The sequence below is a fragment of the Microlunatus soli genome (genome assembly GCF_900105385.1).
GTDB lineage: Bacteria > Actinomycetota > Actinomycetes > Propionibacteriales > Propionibacteriaceae > Microlunatus > Microlunatus soli.
The window spans coordinates 1,603,525-1,621,196 of sequence record NZ_LT629772.1 but is presented as its reverse complement, the minus strand read 5'-3'; the positions used below and the strand labels follow the sequence as shown (position 1 = coordinate 1,621,196).

Annotated in this window: 17 protein-coding genes; 8 read left to right on the top strand and 9 right to left on the bottom strand. The window is 66.7% G+C overall.

The annotated features are described in order from the left end of the window. Positions 1-28: 28 nt before the first annotated feature. On the bottom strand, positions 29-1,264 hold the full coding sequence (locus BLU38_RS07590) for an MFS transporter (RefSeq protein WP_091522387.1): 1,236 nt from the start codon (positions 1,262-1,264) through the stop codon (positions 29-31). 106 nt (positions 1,265-1,370) lie between these two features. Here BLU38_RS07590 and BLU38_RS07585 point away from each other — a divergent pair, with 106 nt between their 5' ends. Further along, positions 1,371-2,888, top strand: coding sequence for an alpha-N-arabinofuranosidase (locus tag BLU38_RS07585; protein WP_091522384.1), 1,518 nt, complete (start codon positions 1,371-1,373; stop codon positions 2,886-2,888). A 48-nt stretch (positions 2,889-2,936) separates the two neighbouring features. Here BLU38_RS07585 and BLU38_RS07580 read toward each other — a convergent pair whose 3' ends face one another. The 4 genes from BLU38_RS07580 to BLU38_RS07565 form a co-directional block, all read right to left on the bottom strand. Next, positions 2,937-3,527, bottom strand: a complete 591-nt coding sequence (locus tag BLU38_RS07580; protein ID WP_091522378.1) for a cysteine hydrolase family protein — start codon at positions 3,525-3,527, stop codon at positions 2,937-2,939. After that, on the bottom strand, positions 3,524-4,276 hold the full coding sequence (gene lipB / locus BLU38_RS07575; RefSeq protein ID WP_091522374.1) for a lipoyl(octanoyl) transferase LipB: 753 nt from the start codon (positions 4,274-4,276) through the stop codon (positions 3,524-3,526). Before lipB ends, BLU38_RS07580 begins: the two co-directional genes overlap by 4 nt. Then, positions 4,273-5,214 (bottom strand): helix-turn-helix domain-containing protein, encoded by a 942-nt coding sequence (locus tag BLU38_RS07570; protein ID WP_091522370.1) that lies wholly within the window; start codon positions 5,212-5,214, stop codon positions 4,273-4,275. Before BLU38_RS07570 ends, lipB begins: the two co-directional genes overlap by 4 nt. Positions 5,215-6,049: 835 nt before the next feature. Further along, a complete protein-coding gene (locus tag BLU38_RS07565) occupies positions 6,050-6,619 on the bottom strand; it encodes an ArsR/SmtB family transcription factor (RefSeq protein WP_091522368.1) in 570 nt (189 codons plus the stop codon). Here BLU38_RS07565 and BLU38_RS07560 point away from each other — a divergent pair. Both BLU38_RS07560 and BLU38_RS07555 read left to right on the top strand, forming a co-directional pair. After that, a complete protein-coding gene (locus BLU38_RS07560; protein ID WP_231920224.1) occupies positions 6,612-7,526 on the top strand; it encodes a DinB family protein in 915 nt (304 codons plus the stop codon). The two genes, BLU38_RS07565 and BLU38_RS07560, sit on opposite strands and share 8 nt — an antisense overlap. A 2-nt stretch (positions 7,527-7,528) precedes the next feature. Beyond that, entirely contained in the window at positions 7,529-8,176 is a 648-nt protein-coding gene (locus BLU38_RS07555) for a GNAT family N-acetyltransferase (protein ID WP_091522362.1), read from the top strand. 324 nt (positions 8,177-8,500) lie between these two features. Here the strand turns inward: BLU38_RS07555 and BLU38_RS07550 are convergent, their stop codons facing one another. From BLU38_RS07550 to BLU38_RS07540, 3 genes are read right to left on the bottom strand one after another with little or no spacing between them, the layout of a single operon-like run. Then, positions 8,501-9,232, bottom strand: a complete 732-nt coding sequence (locus BLU38_RS07550) for a CE1759 family FMN reductase (protein ID WP_091522359.1) — start codon at positions 9,230-9,232, stop codon at positions 8,501-8,503. Next, on the bottom strand, positions 9,229-9,735 hold the full coding sequence (locus BLU38_RS07545) for a MarR family winged helix-turn-helix transcriptional regulator (protein ID WP_091522355.1): 507 nt from the start codon (positions 9,733-9,735) through the stop codon (positions 9,229-9,231). The genes BLU38_RS07550 and BLU38_RS07545 overlap by 4 nt, the downstream gene beginning before the upstream one ends. A gap of 28 nt (positions 9,736-9,763) precedes the next feature. Continuing rightward, positions 9,764-10,951, bottom strand: a complete 1,188-nt coding sequence (locus BLU38_RS07540) for an LLM class flavin-dependent oxidoreductase (protein ID WP_091522351.1) — start codon at positions 10,949-10,951, stop codon at positions 9,764-9,766. Between the two features lie 285 nt (positions 10,952-11,236). Here BLU38_RS07540 and BLU38_RS07535 point away from each other — a divergent pair, with 285 nt between their 5' ends. Genes BLU38_RS07535 through BLU38_RS07525 form a run of 3 tightly spaced genes read left to right on the top strand, consistent with a single transcriptional unit; the run spans position 11,237 to position 13,058 of the window. Further along, entirely contained in the window at positions 11,237-11,665 is a 429-nt protein-coding gene (locus BLU38_RS07535; protein ID WP_231920223.1) for an ArsR/SmtB family transcription factor, read from the top strand. Next, positions 11,662-12,714 (top strand): serine hydrolase domain-containing protein, encoded by a 1,053-nt coding sequence (locus BLU38_RS07530; RefSeq protein ID WP_091522344.1) that lies wholly within the window; start codon positions 11,662-11,664, stop codon positions 12,712-12,714. The genes BLU38_RS07535 and BLU38_RS07530 overlap by 4 nt, the downstream gene beginning before the upstream one ends. Further along, the gene (locus BLU38_RS07525) at positions 12,711-13,058 is read left to right on the top strand and encodes a hypothetical protein (protein ID WP_091522341.1); all 348 of its coding nucleotides are present in this window, start codon (positions 12,711-12,713) and stop codon (positions 13,056-13,058) included. Before BLU38_RS07530 ends, BLU38_RS07525 begins: the two co-directional genes overlap by 4 nt. A 54-nt stretch (positions 13,059-13,112) precedes the next feature. On the opposite strand, the gene BLU38_RS07520 is transcribed toward BLU38_RS07525, so the two are convergent. Beyond that, positions 13,113-13,991: a fructosamine kinase family protein gene (locus BLU38_RS07520; protein ID WP_091532098.1), complete on the bottom strand. Its 879-nt coding sequence runs from the start codon at positions 13,989-13,991 to the stop codon at positions 13,113-13,115. 268 nt (positions 13,992-14,259) lie between these two features. On the opposite strand from BLU38_RS07520, the gene BLU38_RS07515 reads away from it, so the two are divergent. Both BLU38_RS07515 and BLU38_RS32015 read left to right on the top strand, forming a co-directional pair. Next, positions 14,260-14,568: a hypothetical protein gene (locus BLU38_RS07515; protein ID WP_091522338.1), complete on the top strand. Its 309-nt coding sequence runs from the start codon at positions 14,260-14,262 to the stop codon at positions 14,566-14,568. A gap of 13 nt (positions 14,569-14,581) precedes the next feature. Then, complete coding sequence (locus BLU38_RS32015; protein ID WP_172836094.1) at positions 14,582-17,575, top strand: helix-turn-helix transcriptional regulator; 2,994 nt, start codon at positions 14,582-14,584, stop codon at positions 17,573-17,575. The last annotated feature ends 97 nt before the right edge of the window (positions 17,576-17,672 follow it).

Sequence of the window (17,672 nt, the reverse complement as noted above, 5' to 3'; positions counted from 1 at the left end):
CTGTGCGGTCGCGGCCCGGTCGTCATTGTCAGGCCGGGTCGGCGGCGACCTGGCGAGCGTGTCGCGCGGTCAGTCCGGCGACCACTCCGTGCAGGATCAAGGTCAGGGCGAGAACACCGGCGGCAACCCACAGCAGGCTGGGTGCCGGGGCACCGGCGGTCAAGGTCAGGCCGCCGAGCCCACCGCCGAGCGCTGAGCCGAGCGAAATCGCACTGGCGTTCAGGGCCATCACGATCGCCGCCGACTGCGGTGCCATCGAGGCCAGCCGGGCCTGCTGCGGCACCGCTGCGCCACCGTTGCCGATGCCGGCCAGGAAGAACCAGGCCAGTCCCAGAACGGCGATCACCGCCGGTGCGGCCGCTGCGAACGCGACCGCACCCAGCAGGGCATTGGCGAACAGGCCGATCAAGATCACCGTCAGCACCCGAAGCGGGGTGAACCGGTCGGCCAGTCGGCCGGTGAAGGCGTTGCCGAGCATGCTCGCCAGGCCGTAGCCGAACATGATCAGGATCATCATCCAACCGGCCGGGTGGGTCGGACTCAAGATCAACACGGCGTAGGTGAAGCAGGTGTAGCTGGCGCACAGGATGCCGGTGGTGACCAGCAGGCCGGCGACCAGTCGCGGCTGCTTCAGCGGGAGCAGTCGCTCGGCCAGGGTGGTCGGCGGTAGCCGCAGCTTCGGCAGCTTGATCAGGATCCCGATCAGCGCGACAGTGCCGACCACCGAGACCATGACCAGCGGGAACCGCCAGCTGGTCTGGCCGAGCACCAGCCCGACCGGTACGCCGAGCGCGGTCGCGGTCATCCAGCCCCCGAGCACGAAGGACAGAGCCTTGCCGCGATGCTCCGGCGGGGCCAGATGGATCACGTGGCCGGTGATCGCGGCGTTCAGCAGGCAGCCGCCCAGAGCAGCGATCACCCGGCCGGCCAGCGCGACCGGGTAGATCGGCGCCAGCGCAACCACCAGGTTGCCGAGCACGAAGACCGCCAGCGCCAACGCGATCGTCCGGCGCCGTTCCCAGGAGCTGGTGGCCGTCCCGAGCAGGGGAGCGGCCAGCGCCGAGGTCAGCGCGAACACCGAGACCAGCTGGCCGGCCAGTGCCTCGGTGACGCTCAGCTCGCCGGCGATCTTGGGCAGCAGACCGGCCAGCACGTAGCCGTCGATCCCGGTGGAGAAGGCGGCCACGGCCAGCCAGATCAGAGCGTTGTACGGCAGCGGCGACCCGACCCGGGGCGTCGATGTCGTGGCGGGTGAGGTGTTCACCGGGCGAGCTCCTCGCGGACGAGCCGAATCGATTAGGCGCTAACGCTACTCACCGTACCGGTAGCGTTCACTCACCACCCCATCACACCGGAAAAGGTATTCATCGATGAGCACCGCTGCAGCCGTGATCGACCTCGACGTCACCGGGCCCAAGATCAGCAAGCACCTGTACGGACACTTCGCCGAGCATCTCGGCCGCTGCATCTACGGCGGCTTCTGGGTCGGCGAGGACTCCGAGCTGCCGAACACCGGAGGGATCCGGACCGATGTCGTCGACGCACTCCGGGCGCTGAACATCCCCAATCTGCGTTGGCCCGGCGGCTGCTTCGCCGACGAGTATCACTGGATGGATGGCATCGGACCTCGCGACCAGCGGCCGTCGATGGTCAATACCCACTGGGGCAACGTCGAGGAGAACAACCAGTTCGGCACGCACGAATTCATGGCGCTGTGTGAGCTGCTGGACGCCGATCCGTACATCAACGGCAACGTCGGATCCGGCACCGTACGGGAGATGAGCGAGTGGGTCGAATACCTGACCCGGGACGGCGCCTCCCCGATGGTCAGCCTCCGGAAGGCCAACGGCCGGGACAAGCCGTGGCGGGTGCCGTACTTCGGGATCGGCAACGAGGCGTGGGGCTGTGGTGGCCAGATGCGGGCCGAGGCCTATGCCGACGAGGCCCGCCGCTATGCGACCTACCTGCGTGATCACGGTGACAACGAGCTGTACCGGATCGCGGCCGGTGCCTCCGACGGCGACCTGGTCTGGACCGAGGCGCTGCTGAAGGCAGTCAGCCAGATGAACTGCGGCCGGGTCAAGCCACGGAAGATCTTCCAGGGCGTCTCGTTCCACTACTACACCCACGGCGGCGAAGGCATCCGACGCGGCTCGGCGACCGAGTTCGGTGATGATCATTTCTACCGCACCATGATCAAGGCGAACGGGATCGATGCGGTGATCCGCGGTCACAGCGCCCTGATGGACGTCTACGATCCGGACCGGACCCTCGGGCTGATCTGCGACGAGTGGGGGACCTGGTGGGAGGTCGAGCCCGGCACCAACCCCGGTTTCCTCTATCAGCAGAACACGCTGCGGGATGCGCTCGTCGCCGGACGGCATTTCGACATCTTCCACGCCCACGCCGAGCGGCTGGTGATGGCCAACATCGCCCAAACCGTGAACGTGTTGCAGGCGATGATCCTGACCGACGACGCCGGTGCGTTGGTCCTCACTCCGACCTACCACGTGTTCGAGATGAACAAGGGCCACCAGGACGCGCTCCGGCTGCCGGCCCACCTGATCTCGACGCCGGACCCGGTTGAGATCGACGATGATCAACTACAGCCCGTCTCGCTGACCGCCAGCACGACCGGTGACCGGGCGCTGCTGTCGGCCAGCAACCTGTCGGCCACCGAGGATCTGACGCTGTCGATCGACCTGCGCGGCCGTCCGGTGCGGAACGCAACCGCTCGGCTGCTGTCAGCCGATCGGCCACAGGCGCACAACACCCCGGAGGCGACCGCGGTCAGCCCGGTGCAGCATGAGGCCACCCTGGCCGACGGCAAGCTCACCCTGGAACTGCCCAAACACTCCTTCGGCACGGTGTCGCTCGAGCTTGCCTAGTGTTGTAAGTCGGATGATGACCCGCGCAGCAATCCTCGGCCGAACGGCTCAGCTGCTCTCTCGGCGGGCATCGGGAAGCGATCGAAGATCAGTCGCGAGCTCGGTGAAGGTGATCACCGTGGCGAACTCGCCGTGCAAGTTCGCTGCGGTCATCGCCGATACAGTCGCGGCCGGGATCATGGAACCGTCGAGCGCCTGACGATCGAAGGTGTGCGTCGCGTCGACGACGAAGTACGTGTCATAGCCGAGGTTGCCCGCGACGCGGGCGGTGGTCTCGCAGCAGTGGTTCGTCGTGATCCCGCAGATGACGACTTCAGTGATGTCCTCCGCGCTGAGCCAGCGATCCAGGTCGGGGGACCCGTGGAAGCTCGAGTTCACCCTCTTGCTGACCAGGAGATCCGGTTCACCGGTGATCATCTCCTTGAAGTCGTTGCCCCGGCTGCCGCTCGCGAGCGGGGATCGCGGATCGGCGGAGTCGTGGCGGACGAACACGACCGGCCAGGAGCGTCGCCGCCAGACGCCGAGGAGCGTCGCGATGTTGGCCTCGCAGTCCGGGTTGTCGCGAGGACCCCACGAGGCGTCATCGAAGCCGCGCTGTACGTCGATGACGATCAGAGCCGGGCGACGCAACGGGTTCATCGTTCTTGATCTTCATCGGAGGACGGCTGATCCGCGGAAGCAGCATTCTTCGACGGTCCTGCCGGATGACCAGCGGCGAAGCGCGACGCGAGTGCAGCGCGCACCGCCTCCACGGTCGGAATCGGAGCGCCATGTTCGGCGGCCAGGCGTGCGAGCGAGGTCATCTCCACTCCGGGGAGACGACACGCGGTGAAGCGGGTGAACACCGTCAGGTCGGGGTCGACGTTGATCGCGAAGCCGTGACTGGTGATGCCGTCTCGGATCCGCATCCCGATCGAGACCAGCTTGTGGTCCTCGCCTGCCCAGACACCGACCAGGCTGGCAGCTCCGGGTGGGGTGTCGCGCCGATAGGCGCAGAATCCGAGGTCCTCCAGGGCACCGATCACGGTCTCCTCCAACCATCTGATCAGACGTGCCGGACCGGCGCCGTCGAGGTCGATAACGAGATATCCGACGAGTTGGCCCGGACCGTGATACGTCGCGTAGCCGCCCCTGTCGGCGGGGACCAGGTCGATGCCGAGCGCATCGTCCGGCAGTTCGTCGGTGCGGGTGTTGCGGCCGAAGGTGATCACCGGTGGATGTGAGAGCAGGAACAGCCGATCTCCGACCGACTCCGATCGACGCCGCGCAACCCAGTGGTCCATCATCGTCACGGCTTCGGTGTAGCGCAGCTCGCCGAGATCGACCGTCTCGATCGCAGCCCGCTCTCGAGCGTTACAGGTCACCGCTTCCCTGTCGGTGATGATCATGTGTTCGATCCAACGACCTCAACCGCAGTTGATGTCAACGGGCTCCGACGGTCACGCTGCACACCGGATGTCTCGCGTGACGAACGGGGCGAACCGGAGGGCCTGGACAGGCGTGCCAGAGCGGCCTCGGTGACTGAGCCGACCGGCAGGTGGACGACCAACGAGAACCCGTCGCGTGCTGCCAGTGTCTCTGCCTGCAGTTCCAGACGACCGACGTCGGGGCTGACGACGGAGCCGAGGCCAAGATCGAGTCGGCCCAGCGGACGGCGGCTCCAGCGGTCGGCGAATTCCGATCCCGCCAGAGCAGAGAGTTCGTCCACGATCGCCTCGGTCCCCGGGTTGGCGTTGGTATGCAACCAGGTCACGAGGGCATCGGCCATCGCACCCCAGTCGGCGACGACTTGCTTCGCGCGCGGGTCGGTGAACGCGAAACGGATCATGGACGGACGTGGCTCGGAGGACAGCAGCCCGAACGGTCGCATCAATGCAGCGAACGAATCGTTCCACGCACACAACTCGGTTCCCGGTGCGACGACGACGGCCGGCGCCGGGTCGAGCCGGCCCAATAGGTCGCGCAGAGTGGCCGGAACGACCTGGTGAACAGGGCATCCGACGCTGCAGGCAAGATCCCTTCCGTGGCTCTTCGCTACCAGATCATGGAGATGCAACTTGTCGTGCGGGCCCATTTTCAGCGCGTCGGCGATCGCCCCGACGACCTGGATGCTGGGGTGCCGGTCGTGTCCCTGCTCAAGCCGTGTCAGGTACTCGACGCTGATCCCCGCCAAGCTCGCGACCTCGTGGCGTCGCAGCCCCGGTGTTCTGCGGCGCTCGCCCCTCGGCAGACCGACATCCTCCGGACGAACCAGTTCGCGACGAGCACGTAACAGGCTGCCGAGATCGTTGGTTGGGCCCGACCCGGTTCCATTCCTTGTTGGCATCTGCGTGCTTCCTGTTTCGGTGTCGGCATCAATGGGTGTGCAAGGAGGGATGAGTCCGAGTCTAAGCAGGCGGAATCAGTCCTCGCGACGGCTGTCGACGATGCCGATGGATGCTTCAGCCGAACTTGTCGATCTTGATCACGATCCAGCAAAGAAGTTGACCGGCTGGAAGTCAACGTCCGTGGCTATCCCCACGAGGGCCATGATCGCCCGACCTCCGACGACGAGGGCGTGTCCCGTGAGCTCTCGGCTACTGCGCGGCGCCCAGTACGCACGCTGACGACGTTGTCCCCAGTCGACAGAGGACCCATCCTGCTGAGGACAGGATGATTGCCCGTAACGCCCCGTTGATGCCACGTCCCCGCCCGGTGCTGTGGCCGCTGAGACCCACGCAGTCAGCCGATGTACGGCCACCTCCCGGGCCCGATGACCTACGGCCGGAGCGGGCTATCCCCGCTATTTCGTGTGGCACCCACTGGATCACATCAGCCGCGACGCTGATCGTGTGCCCGGTACGGACTCGGTGACGGCCGCTGCAGGGCTGCACATTGTCGGAGCATCCGGGCGAGACCCGAGCCGGGTCCTCGACGTCAGGGTCGAGGTGAAGAGCTTCGAGCGATCTGCGGTGTCGATCGCCAAGCAGGCTGCTCAACCGTCGCGCTCGGCGGGCCCGACGCTTCGAGATCTGCCGAAGATCGCCGCATCGTCAGCGGAGGTCCTACGACGCAACGCTCCCGTCGTAGCGATCACTGACCGGCCGCGTGGGTTGCGTCTTCCGTCGTCCTGACCTCCGCCAGCCCCGTGGTTGAGGGCTACCGGCGCAGCCGCCGGCAGGTTACTCCTCGGGGTCCGGGAGACGCGGGGCCTGAGTAGTGGGATAGATGGCAGCCATGAAGGCGTGCGCTTCGCCATTGTCGACGCTGGGAAGCTCGGAGAACTCGCGGACCAGCAGCAGCACGCGGTCCCAGAATGCGTTGGCGTGTTCTTCGCTGATCCAGGCGTACCGGCGGATCGCTCGGAGCTGGTCGGCTTCGTGGGCGAGTGTGGTGTCGGCAGCCCACTGGGGCATCGCGTTGGGGATCAGGGAGACCTGTTCGGGGTTGATCTCGCCGACGCTGAAGAGTCGGGCGGTCCGGCCGTAGAAGCGTTCCTGTTGGCCGCGGATTCTGCGTGTTCGGACCACCTTCACCATTCCGGCCGCGGTCAGTACGCGGACGTGATAGGCGACGGTGCCCTTGGGGCGCCGGGTCGCGACTGCAAGCTCGTGGATGGTTGCTGCTCTGTCCAGGAGTAGCTGTAACAGGATGCTGCGAAAGGGGTCGAACATCGCCTTGAGCTCTTGGCTGGACGTGACGACGTGTACGTCGTCGAGCCCGTAATCGGGGACTTGCTGATTGGTGGACAACTTCTTGATCGCTCCGCTACTGTCACTGTTTGAAGATCCGAAACAGTCTTTCAGAGGCCGCGTTGAACCGGTAGGGCCGGATCCGATTCAGCACGAGACGGCGAGAGGACGGCGCATGTCCGAATTCGATGCTGACGACGATCTGCAGGACGCCACGTTCACCGACACCAAACTGAGCAACGCTCGGTTTCACCGTGTCGACCTTCGGGGCGCACGATTCCGCGCCAGCAACATGTCGGGCATGGTGTTGCGAGCCGTTGACGTCGACCGATCCGAGATCGACGCGCCGTGGCTCTACGAGGGCACGCTGATGGTCAACGACGTCGACGTCGTTCCCCTCGTCGACGCGGAGCTGGACCGACGCTTCCCTGGTCGGTCCCAACGTCGCGCCGCTGACCCCGACGGTGTCCGCGCAGCCTGGACAGCAGTCCAAGCCGCGTGGGATGCGGTTCTCCGTCGGGTGGAGACCATGCCGGATGGGACGGCCGACCTCTCGATCGCCGATGAGTGGTCCTTCGCCGAGACCCTGCGTCACCTGGTGCTGGCCACCGACATGTGGCTCGGCAGGTCGGTTCTGGGGAAGGAACAGCCGTTCCATGCGCTCGCGCTCGGGGCCAACTTGCCCGACTGGGCTGATCACTCGGTCTTTGTCGCCGGGATTCCGACCTACGCTGAAGTGCTCGACGCGCGCGTCGGACGGGTCGCGATGGTGACCGAATTCCTCTCGACTGTGACCGTGGAAGACCTGGCGGGTCAAGTATCGAATCCGAATGCGCCCGAATACAACGAGACGGTGTTGTCCTGTCTGCACACGATCTTGGAAGAGGAATGGGAACACCAGCGCTACGCCGTGCGTGATCTCGACCGAATCGCCGCCGGCCAGGTGTCAGCGTCGGCCGGAATTTGATCATGGCCGACAGCAATGACAACGAAGTCAACAATCTGCGGATCGTCCCGGCGAACCACGCAGCCGCCGTGGATCTGGACACGATCTACGGCAGCGAAACGGCGTCGAGGTGCCGCTGCCAATGGTTCAAGTTGGAAAAGAAGGAGTCGCTCGGGGCCATCGGCGGAGAAGGGCTGCGGGAGAGACATCTGAGACAGACCGGCTGCGGCCATCCCGACGGGCGGAGCACCAGTGGTCTGGTCGGATACCTCGACGAAGAACCGGTCGCGTGGGTCGCCGTCGAACCACGACCCAACTATCCGGGAATGCTTCGCGTTTATCGCGTCCCGTGGGACGGCCGTAACGAGGACAAGACCGATCCGTCGGTGTGGGCTATCACCTGCCTGTACACCCGAGCCGGCTATCGCGGGCGCGGTATCAGTACACGGATGGCGATCGCAGCTGTCGACTTCGCGCGCGAAAACGGGGCCGCTGCAGTTGAGGCGTACCCGATCACCCACGGTGCGTTGAGCTACGAGCGGCGGGTCGGCACTCCGGCGACGTTCGGCGCAGCCGGGCTGCAGGAGGTTCACCAGCCGTCAAAGCGTCGGATCGTGATGCGACTCGACTTCGGGCCGTCCGCAGCCGACGCCCGCGCCGCAAAGAACTGAACTGTGGCGTGATCACGAACGGCACCAACGACGTCGCGGCCGACGCTTGACCGGGCGATCATCACTCGTCCCGTGGTCGGGGGAGCAGTGGGCATGGCGATCGGATCCGCGCCCGGTTCGACCTGACGGGTTGCTGGGGCCGGCACAGTCCGAACCGGTCGCCATTGTGGTCGCGCCCAAGGCGCGGGCGTTCCTGCTGGAATGTCCCGGTGCGCCGATGAGCTCGTCCGATCGGCCGCTCCGAGCCTGTCGAAGGACTGTCGCGTGACCGGCGTGGGTCGCTCCGGTCGGCGAGTCCTTCGACAGCCGCAGCGCGGTGTCGAGTCAGCGCCGCGGTCGGGCTGCCGAACCGCCGGTGGCCAGCTGCATCAGGTCGGTGCCGAGATCGATGTCGAGCTCGGTGCCGCCGGCACTGCCGTACTCGTGTTGGTAGTGCTGCCAGGAGTCGCTCTTGATCTTGTGCGAAAAACCGCTCTCGATCAACAGCAGCAGCTCGAAGGCAGCCCGATCGATCCGAGTGCCGAGGTCGCCGGAGTTCCAGTCCTCGCTGGCTGCGAAGACCGAGGTCGGTACGGTCAGGGTCCGCAGGTAGGCGAACAGCGACCGCATCTGATCATCGATCACCAGGGCGTGCCGGGCCGTACCGGCAGTCGCCGCCAGCACCACTGGCTTGCCGATCAACAGGTCGTTGTCCAGCACGTGGAAGAACGAACTGAACAGCCCGCTGGGCGCAGCCTTGTAGACCGGCGCGCTGGCCACGATCCCGTCGGCCGCACCGAGCACCTCGATCGCCCGGGTGAGTTTCGGTCCGATCAGCTGAGACACCAGGGCGGTGGAGATCTCGGTGGCCAGCTCCCGCAGATCGATGACACTGACCAGCACCTTCTCGTCCCGGTCGGCGGCCAGGCCGCGGACCCGATCGGCGATCCGGTCGGCCAGCATCCTGGTCGAGGACGGATCGCTGGTGCCGGCACTGACCACGGCCAACCGGTAGCCGACCGTCTGCTCGGCGACCCCGTTGGTGGTCGGTGTGCTGTCGTTCAGTGGGCTGTTCATACGGCCACGTCCTCGCTCTCGTTCGCTTCGTTGTTGATCGTGTCGTCGCTCGGATCGGCAGTCACGTCCTCTGTTCCGGCCAGTTTGTTGCAGAGTCGCTCCAGCTGGCGCAGTTCGTCCTCGTTCAACCGATCCGTGACGGCCCGGGCGACGTCCAGCGCATGCTGGCCGCCGACCCGTCGTTGTGCGTCCCGTCCGCTCGGCGTCAGCGAGAGCCGGACGCCGCGTCCGTCGTCGGGGTCGGAGGTCCGAGCCACCAGCTCCCGCTCGACCAGCCGGTCGACCATCCGGGACAGCGCCGGCTGGCTGAGCAGGACGTTGCGGTTGAGCTCGGTCAGCCGGATCGGTCCGGGGCACTTGGACAGTGTGTAGAGGACGTCGTACTCCCGGATCGTGACCGGATGCCAGATGTCCTGGGCGGTGAATCTCTTCATCATCGTCGCGTGCGCGGTGAGCAGCGACTCCCAGGCATCGTTGGCCAGCCTGCTGGTGGTTCGTTCCATGATCGACTCAGACCCTGACTCCGGCGCCTCAGACGAGGCTGGGGTAGCTGACGGCAACGTTTTCGCTATCCTGGTAGGGAGAATCACCGGTCACGTTGTCGCCGCGGTTGGCATTCGGTCGTGGCTGGCGGGCCGGCTCGTCGCCGTACTTGGCACGCACCAGGCTCTCATGGGTCGGGGCGTCGGCCGACTCCGGATCCTTCCGCGACGCGAACTCCTTGCGCAGCGTCGGAATCACTTCCTCACCCAACAGATCGAGCTGGTTCAGCACCGTCTTCAGCGGCAACCCGGCATGGTCCATCAGGAACAGCTGGCGCTGGTAGTCGCCGAACGCGTCGTGGAAGGTCAACGTCTTCTCGATGAACTCCTGCGGGCTGCCGACGGCCATCGGAGTCATCTGGCTGAAGTCCTCCAGGCTGGGTCCGTTGCCGTAGACCGGCGCCTGATCGAAGTACGGCCGGAACTCGGCGTAGGCATCCTGCGACCGCTTGGCGATGTAACCCTGACCACCCAACCCGACGACCGCTTGCTTCTGCGTCCCATGACCGTAGTGCTCGAACCGCTGCCGGTAGAAGTTGATCAAGCGCAGCGAATGCGAGGTCGGCCAGAAGATGTGGTTGGCGAAGAAGCCGTTGCCGTAGAACGCGGCCTGTTCGGCGATCTCCGGGGTCCGGATCGAGCCGTGCCAGACGAACGGAGGTACGTCGTCCAGCGGCCGAGGGGTGGAGGTGAAGCCCTGCAGAGCCGTCCGGAACTGTCCCTCCCAATCCACGACATCCTCGCGCCACAGCCGATGCAGCAGGTTGTAGTTCTCCAACGCCAGCGGCAGACCCTGTCGGATGTCGGCGCCGAACCAGGGGTAGACCGGCGCTGTGTTACCGCGCCCGAGCATCAGGTCCATCCGGCCCTTGGCCAGGTGCTGCAGCATCGCGTACTCCTCGGCGATGCGAACCGGATCGTTGGTGGTGATCAACGTCGTCGAGGTGGAAACGATCAGCCGCTTGGTCAGCGCAGCGATGCTGGCCAGCAACGTGGTCGGCGACGACGAAAAGAAGGGCGGGTTGTGGTGCTCGCCGATGGCGAACACGTCCATCCCGACCTCCTCGGTCTTCTGGGCGATCTTGACGACGGCGTCGATCCGCTCCGCCTCGCTCGGTGTGATCCCCGAGACCGGGTCCCGCGTGATGTCGCTGACCGACATGATTCCGAACTGCATCGTCTCTCCTTCGACTTCCCGCTCCGGCGGGTTCATGCGTTTGCATCTACTCTAACCGGGGTGGACCGGGGTCTATTCCCGGAGAACCGGAGTTGCGTTTTCCGGAAATTCCGTAATTATGGATATATGGATGAAGGAGAGCTTGCCGATCGGTTGAGCGCGATCGAAGCCCGGCTGACCGAACTCGAGGCCGTTCGGCGACCGGCACTGTCGGAGCGCTCGGCCCCGGGCGATTCGACCGTGGGCGACTCGGCCGTGGGCGATTCGACTGTGGGCGATTCGACTGTGGGCAGGGCAGGCCGGGATGCGGACGTGTTCTGGGTGCTGGACGGCCTGCGGAGCCGGATCGGTGGCAACGGCGGGGTCACGTTCGCCGGCTCGGTGACCCTCGCCGACGGACCGGTCGACTGGCAGATCGGGGCCACCACCGATCAGCTGATGTCGCTGGACTGGGCCGAGTTCGCCGCAGATCTCGCTGCCCTCGGACACGCGACCCGGCTGGCGCTGGTGCAGGCCGTGCTCGGTGGAGCACACACGGTCGCCGAACTGTCCGCCATGGACGGGATGGGCAGCACCGGACAGCTCTACCACCATCTCGGGCAGCTGTCGTCGCACGGCTGGTTGACCACCGCCGGTCGCGGCACCTATGTCGTGCCGGCTCCGCGGGTGGTGCCGTTGTTGGCGATCATCAGCGCGACCAGGAGGATGACATGAGAAGACCGCCGACTCGCACAGTGATCATGATCGTCGTCGCGGCACTGATCATCGGCTCTGGCGTGCTGACGATGCCTCGTCCGCCGAAACTGTCGACCCAGGTCGCCGGAGACCGAGGACTGATCGATCAGGTCCGACAGCGGCTCGGACCCGGACCGCATGATCGTCTCAGCGTCGCCGTGATCGACCACGATCAGGTCCGGACTGCCCGCTTCGGTGCGGACGAAGACGACAGCTACGAGATCGGGTCGGTCACCAAGACCTTCACCGGATCGCTGTTCGCGATCGCGCTCGAGCGCGGCGAGGTACGTCACGACACCCGGCTGTCCGAGCTGCTCGACGTCGGCGACGGTCCGGTCGGCGACATCACCCTGCGGCAGCTCGCCACCCAGTCCAGCGGACTTCCGCGGCTGCCCACAGGTGTGCTGAACACCCTGCGCACCGTGATCAGCGCGCTGCGGGCCGATGACCCCTACCCCCAAGATCCTGCGACCTTGATCGAGGAGGCACGGAGGGCGTCGGTCGGGGAGAAACGCTACCTGTACTCGAATTTCGGCATGTCGCTGCTTGGCGCAGCGCTGGCCGCTGCCGCTGACACCGACTATCAGAGCCTGGTGTCGCAGCGGATCACCGGCCCATTGCATCTGGGGTCGACCCGCCCGGGTACGGCCGATGATCCGCACATCGGCTACACCGCTTCGGGGCGTCCGTCGGCCAACTGGGTGATGGGTGCCTACAGCGGTGCCGGCGGGTTGCGCTCCACGCTGCCGGACATGATCACCTACATCCGCGCCCAGGCCGACGGCAGTGCTCCTGGCGCCGACGCGCTTCGCCCGATCGCACCAGCGGGGAAACAACGGATCGGCTACGCCTGGATGACCACCACGACCGTCGGCGGCGGAACGATCACCTGGCACAACGGAGGGACCGGCGGCTTCACCAGCTTCGTCGGGTTCGATCGTGACGCGGGCCGGGCGGTCGTCGTACTCAACAACACGGCGACGTCGGTCGATGATCTCGCGGTCGGACTGCTGGAGGAATCGTCATGATCATCGACCTGATCCTGGGGCTGTTGGTCCTTGCCGCATTGGGCTACCGATGCTGGCAGGCTGCTACCGGCACCGGCCGGCAGAGCAGACTGGGCTGGCTGGTCGCCGCCGGCGAGATAGCCCTGACCATGGTGATCGCCAAACTGTTGTTGACCTGGTCGGTGATTCCGCCGCTGCTCTGGTTGCTGCCGATCATGATCATCGCCGGGACAGCGGCCCTGGTGGTCCGCCGCTGGCATCAGCTCCCCTGGTTGCTGGCGGGGCGCCGCCGCGCCGTCTCGATCGCCGGCTCAACAGTCAACGGCCTTGTGATCATCGCCTGTGGTGTGCTGCTGCTCGGTTGACCTGGGTCCGAAGCTCCGGGCGGATGCCCTTCGCCAAGCTCAGGGGCCTTCAGGTCAGCTCGACCGCAGACAGGCCCGTGCAGTATCGCCGACAGCGGCGCCGTAGGAGCCGCCGAAGATCACCGCGTGGACCAGCAGCGGGAACAGTTGGTGCACGGCGATCCGCTGCTGCCAACCGTCGGCCAATGGTGCCTGCTGCTGATAGGAGGCCAGCACCACGTCGAGTTGGGGGAGTCCGAAGAGGGGAAGCATCGCCAGGTCGGTCTCCCGATGACCGCCGTAACAGGCCGGGTCGATCAACACCGCCTCGTCGGTGGTCCACAGCACATTGCCCGACCACAGGTCGCCGTGCAGCAGGGCCGGCGGCTCCGCCGCGCCGGCCAGGCTCGGCAGCTTGTCGATCACCTGCTGCAGCGATCGCCGGTCGCGATCGTCGAGACGACCGCGCGCGACGGCACGCTCCAGGAACGGCGTGAGTCGGGCCGCTGCATAGAAGTCCGGCCAGTTGTCGTACCCGTTGCCGGCGGGCAGCGGCTCGGAGGCGATCACGCTGTCGGTGTCGCGACCGAATCCAGTGGCGGCCGCGGCGTGGGTGACGGCCAGCCGGCGCCCGAAGTCCGCCGCTGCGGCATGGCCGGCCGGTGCCTGGTCGACCCATTCCAGGATCAGGAGTCCGTCGTCGGCGGCAACGACCGCTGCGGTCCTGGCTCCGCCGGCAACGGCTCCGAGTCGACGCAAACCGTACGCTTCATGATCGAAGGCACCCGGCAGCGGCTCGGTAGCCTTGACGAACAGCTCACTGCCGTCGTCCGCCGTCGCCCGATAGGCCCGCCCGAACCCGGCACCACCGAGCGGACGGATCGACGCCAGAGGAGTCCCGGTCAGCTCGGCCACCCGGTCGGCGAGCCGCTGACTGTCGTCTTCGGTCACCATGACGGCCATGCTGCCTTATCCGTCGCCGGCGGTTCGACCGGACGGACCAGAAACGAAACCCGCTCCTAAGCCTGGATCCAGGCTAAGGCGATCAGCGACCCGATGAGGTGGCTCTAAGGCACCTTAGGCATCGCCTCAGTCGCGGTCTGAGTCGTTACCGGCGGGTATCGCGCGGAGAAGATACGGCAGTTGCCCGATGTCGGCGCCCGTGCCTCAGGACGAGGATTGTGTCATCGGATCGAACAGGTCCGAAGCCGGAGGAGGCGACATGATCAACGACATCTACTACACAACGGTGGTCAAGCAGGAAGCCCAGGAGCTGCGCGACCGCGCGGCGGAGGACCGGCTGGCAAACGAGGCGAAGAAGTTGCGTCGGCAGCAGCGTGCTCATCAGCGCGAGATCGACAGTCTGGAGCACGCCGTCCACGGTCGGCCCAGCTGGTGGACGCTGTTGGTGCGTCGGTTCGGTGGCCGGAGCGCGACGAGGCCCGGTACGACGATCGATGCGGGCCCGCAGCAGGGCGTGAGTCGTGAGACCAGCCATGACGAGACAGGGGCCACCACCCACAAGGCATGACACCATGACGTCCATGAGTGCCCGACACGTCGTGGTGTCAGATGCGGCCGGCCATCCGCCGGTCGGCCGTGGCGACGACGATCACGTCGCATTCGCAGACCGTGCGTCCGGTCTGTCGGATGCGACGTCGATCGTCGGTCGCATGCCCGAGTTGGAACGACTGCACGGCATCCGCGATGCTGCCTTCGACGGCGGCTTCGGCTGTGCGCTGGTCGGCGGCGAGGCCGGGGTCGGCAAGACCAGCCTGGTCAACGCCGCAGCCGCGATCGCCGACCGCGACGTCGCCGGCCTGACGATCGCCCGTGGCGAATGCGTACCGCTCGGCGGCGAGGGACTCCCGTACGCGCCGGTGGTCGGTCTCCTCCACGATCTTGCGCACCGCTTCACCGAGGCCACACTGTTGGAGTGGGCCGGCGCCGGAGCCGCCGAGCTGTGCTGGTTGATCCCCGAATTCGGCGATCCGCAGGAACCCGTCGATGCCGGTGGTGCGCAGACCCGGCTGCGCCTGTTCGAGACGATCGCCGGTCTGATCGAAGAGGCGGCGCGGCGTGCGCCGCTGTTGATCGTCATTGAGGACCTGCACTGGGCCGACGACTCGAGCCGCCATCTGATCGAGTTCCTGCTCCGGGCCATCGGACCGGTGCCGGTGATGTTGATCTTGACCTATCGGACCGACGAACTGACCCGGCGACATCCGCTGCGGCCGTTCCTGGCCGAGCTCGGCCGGCTGCCGGTGGTGACCCGCGTCGAGGTCGGACCGTTGGGCGCCGCCGAGGTCGAGCAATTGATCACCAGCGGATCGGCGGCCCTCGGCGTTGCCGACGAGCAACGGTCCTTGATCAAGAGGGTGGTCCGAGCCAGCGGCGGGATCCCCTACTTTGCGGTCGAATTGGCCCGGGCCAGCAGCAGCGTCGGCTCCGATCTGCCGGAAACTCTCCGGGACACGCTGCTGCTGCGGGTGTCCCGGGTCGGCGAGGAATGCCAGCGGCTGCTGCGACTGTTGGCGATCGGCGGCAACCGGGTCGAGCATGATCTGATAGCCGCCGTGGCTGAGCTGCCCGCCGGCGAGCTGGAATCGACGCTGCGGGAAGCGGTCGAAGCCAACCTGCTGATCCCTGACAGCAGTGGGTACGCCTTTCGGCATGCACTGATGCGAGAAGTGCTGGACGACGATCTGTTGCCCGGCGAACGGACTCGGATGCATCGGGCGTACGCGCCGTCGTTGGAGGGAATGAGTGTCGGGCCGACGCTGCCGGAATCGGTCCGCGCGGTCGAACTGGCCCGACACTGGTACGCGGCTCGGGACAACGCCGAGGCACTGCGCTGGTCGGTCGCCGCCGCCCGGTTGCAGCGGTACGGCTTCAGCGAGGCGCTGCGGCTCTACGAACGAGCGCTCGAGCTGCACGAGGTCGTGCCGGACGCCGACCGGATCGCGGCACCGCTGCTGACGCTGCTGGACGAGGCAGCCTCGTCCGCCGCCGACGCCGGTGAGCCGGAGCGTGCGCTGGCGTTGCTGGACGAGGCACTGCGGCTGACCGACGAGGAGACCGATCCGCTGACCGCGGCCGACCGGCTCTCGGAGAAGAGTCGGGTGCTGCAGAATCTGATGCAGCCCGGTGCCCTGGAAACGGTCGACCGTGCGTTGTCTCTGGTTCCCCGCGAGCCGCCGACCCGGCGGCTCGCCGACGTGCTCACGATGCGTGCGGCACGGTTGTTGCTGCTGCACAAGCCGGCCTCGATCGAGGCGGCTAGGGAGGCGATCGTGGCCGCTCGACAGGTCGACGCCATCGGTCTGGAGGCGCATGCCCGGAACACCCTGGGCAGCGCCCTGATCGTGCTGGACGTCGATCCCGAGCAGGGCTGGACCGAACTGGATCAGGCGGGCGCCCTGTCGCCGGTCAGCGACAACGTGCGACTGCGACATTCCATCAACTGCTCCGACACGTTGTATCAGACGGGCCGCTATCGGGAATCCTTCGACGTGGCCGTTCGCGCACGCGACGTCGCCGGCCGTCTCGGGCAGGAACGGCGCAGCGGAGTGATGCTGGCCGGCAACGCTGCCGAAGCGGCGATGGCGCTCGGCGATTGGAGTCGTGCCCGGGAGCTGGTGGAGTGGGCGCTGAAGCTGAGCCCGCCGGGCAACCACTGGGTGCATCAGCGGAGGCTGTTGGCATCGATCCTGCTCTGGGTCGACGACGACGCCGACGCGGCCGCGGAGATCCTCTGCGAGATCAGTGCGCACTCCCAACTGGCTGCCACCGGACCGCAGTATTTCGCTGCCCTGCAACAGAGTCTGGCCGAGGTGGCATTGGCCAATGGTGATCCGGTCGGTGCCTGGGACATCGAACGCCGGACGTTGGACACCCTGCCGTGGGCCGAGCTCGGGCACGACCTACCGGCGCTCGGTGTCGCGGCGATGGCGTACGGACGGGCCGACGGACGACCGGCCGATTGGGCGCCCTGGCTGAGGCAACGGATGATCTTCCGTGACACGTTGCCGATCACCCGGCAGTGGGCCAGTTACATCGAGGCCGAGTTGCGCGCCTCGACGCAGCAGTGGACGTCGGCAATCGCGACGATGCGTGCGGCGGCCGCACCGCCACACATGATCGGTTACGCCACCCTGCGATCGGCCGCCAGCCAACTCGCCGACGGGCAGCACGACGAGGCGCGCCGCAGCGCGCAGGTCGCTCGTGAGCTCGCCGACCGGATGGGGCTGCGGCTGCTGCAGCGGTGGGTCGTCGAATTCTGCGATGCCGCGTTCGCCGACGACCCGAAGGGCGTCCGGTCGGGCGACAGTCCGCAGCCTGACGTCGGGGGAGGGCTGACCCCGCGCGAGCAGGAAGTGCTGACGTTGGTGGCCGATGGACTCTCCAACCGACAGATCGGCCAGCAGTTGGTGATCTCGACCAAGACCGCCAGCGTGCACGTGTCCAACATTCTGGCCAAGCTCGGCGTCGGCAGCCGTGGTGAGGCGGCGGCGGTGTTTCGCGCCGGTCGACCCTGAGCGGCCGGCGGACAGCGACGACAACTCGCGGACCGTCCCTGATCGTGAACGTTCACGATCCCGATGTGCCGTCCGTCGCTCGGAGGCGATAGCGTGA

Excerpts from the sequence above, each read along its gene's own strand:
- BLU38_RS07540 (WP_091522351.1), bottom strand. The coding sequence starts at position 10,951 with ATGCAGTTCGGAATCATGTCGGTCAGCGACATCACGCGGGACCCGGTC.
- BLU38_RS07585 (WP_091522384.1), top strand. The coding sequence starts at position 1,371 with ATGAGCACCGCTGCAGCCGTGATCGACCTCGACGTCACCGGGCCCAAG.
- BLU38_RS07525 (WP_091522341.1), top strand. The coding sequence starts at position 12,711 with ATGATCATCGACCTGATCCTGGGGCTGTTGGTCCTTGCCGCATTGGGC.
- BLU38_RS07515 (WP_091522338.1), top strand. The coding sequence starts at position 14,260 with ATGATCAACGACATCTACTACACAACGGTGGTCAAGCAGGAAGCCCAG.
- BLU38_RS07570 (WP_091522370.1), bottom strand. The coding sequence starts at position 5,214 with ATGCCAACAAGGAATGGAACCGGGTCGGGCCCAACCAACGATCTCGGC.
- BLU38_RS07580 (WP_091522378.1), bottom strand. The coding sequence starts at position 3,527 with ATGAACCCGTTGCGTCGCCCGGCTCTGATCGTCATCGACGTACAGCGC.
- BLU38_RS07555 (WP_091522362.1), top strand. The coding sequence starts at position 7,529 with ATGGCCGACAGCAATGACAACGAAGTCAACAATCTGCGGATCGTCCCG.
- BLU38_RS32015 (WP_172836094.1), top strand. The coding sequence starts at position 14,582 with ATGAGTGCCCGACACGTCGTGGTGTCAGATGCGGCCGGCCATCCGCCG.
- lipB (WP_091522374.1), bottom strand. The coding sequence starts at position 4,276 with ATGATCATCACCGACAGGGAAGCGGTGACCTGTAACGCTCGAGAGCGG.
- BLU38_RS07550 (WP_091522359.1), bottom strand. The coding sequence starts at position 9,232 with ATGAACAGCCCACTGAACGACAGCACACCGACCACCAACGGGGTCGCC.
- BLU38_RS07520 (WP_091532098.1), bottom strand. The coding sequence starts at position 13,991 with ATGGTGACCGAAGACGACAGTCAGCGGCTCGCCGACCGGGTGGCCGAG.
- BLU38_RS07530 (WP_091522344.1), top strand. The coding sequence starts at position 11,662 with ATGAGAAGACCGCCGACTCGCACAGTGATCATGATCGTCGTCGCGGCA.
- BLU38_RS07545 (WP_091522355.1), bottom strand. The coding sequence starts at position 9,735 with ATGGAACGAACCACCAGCAGGCTGGCCAACGATGCCTGGGAGTCGCTG.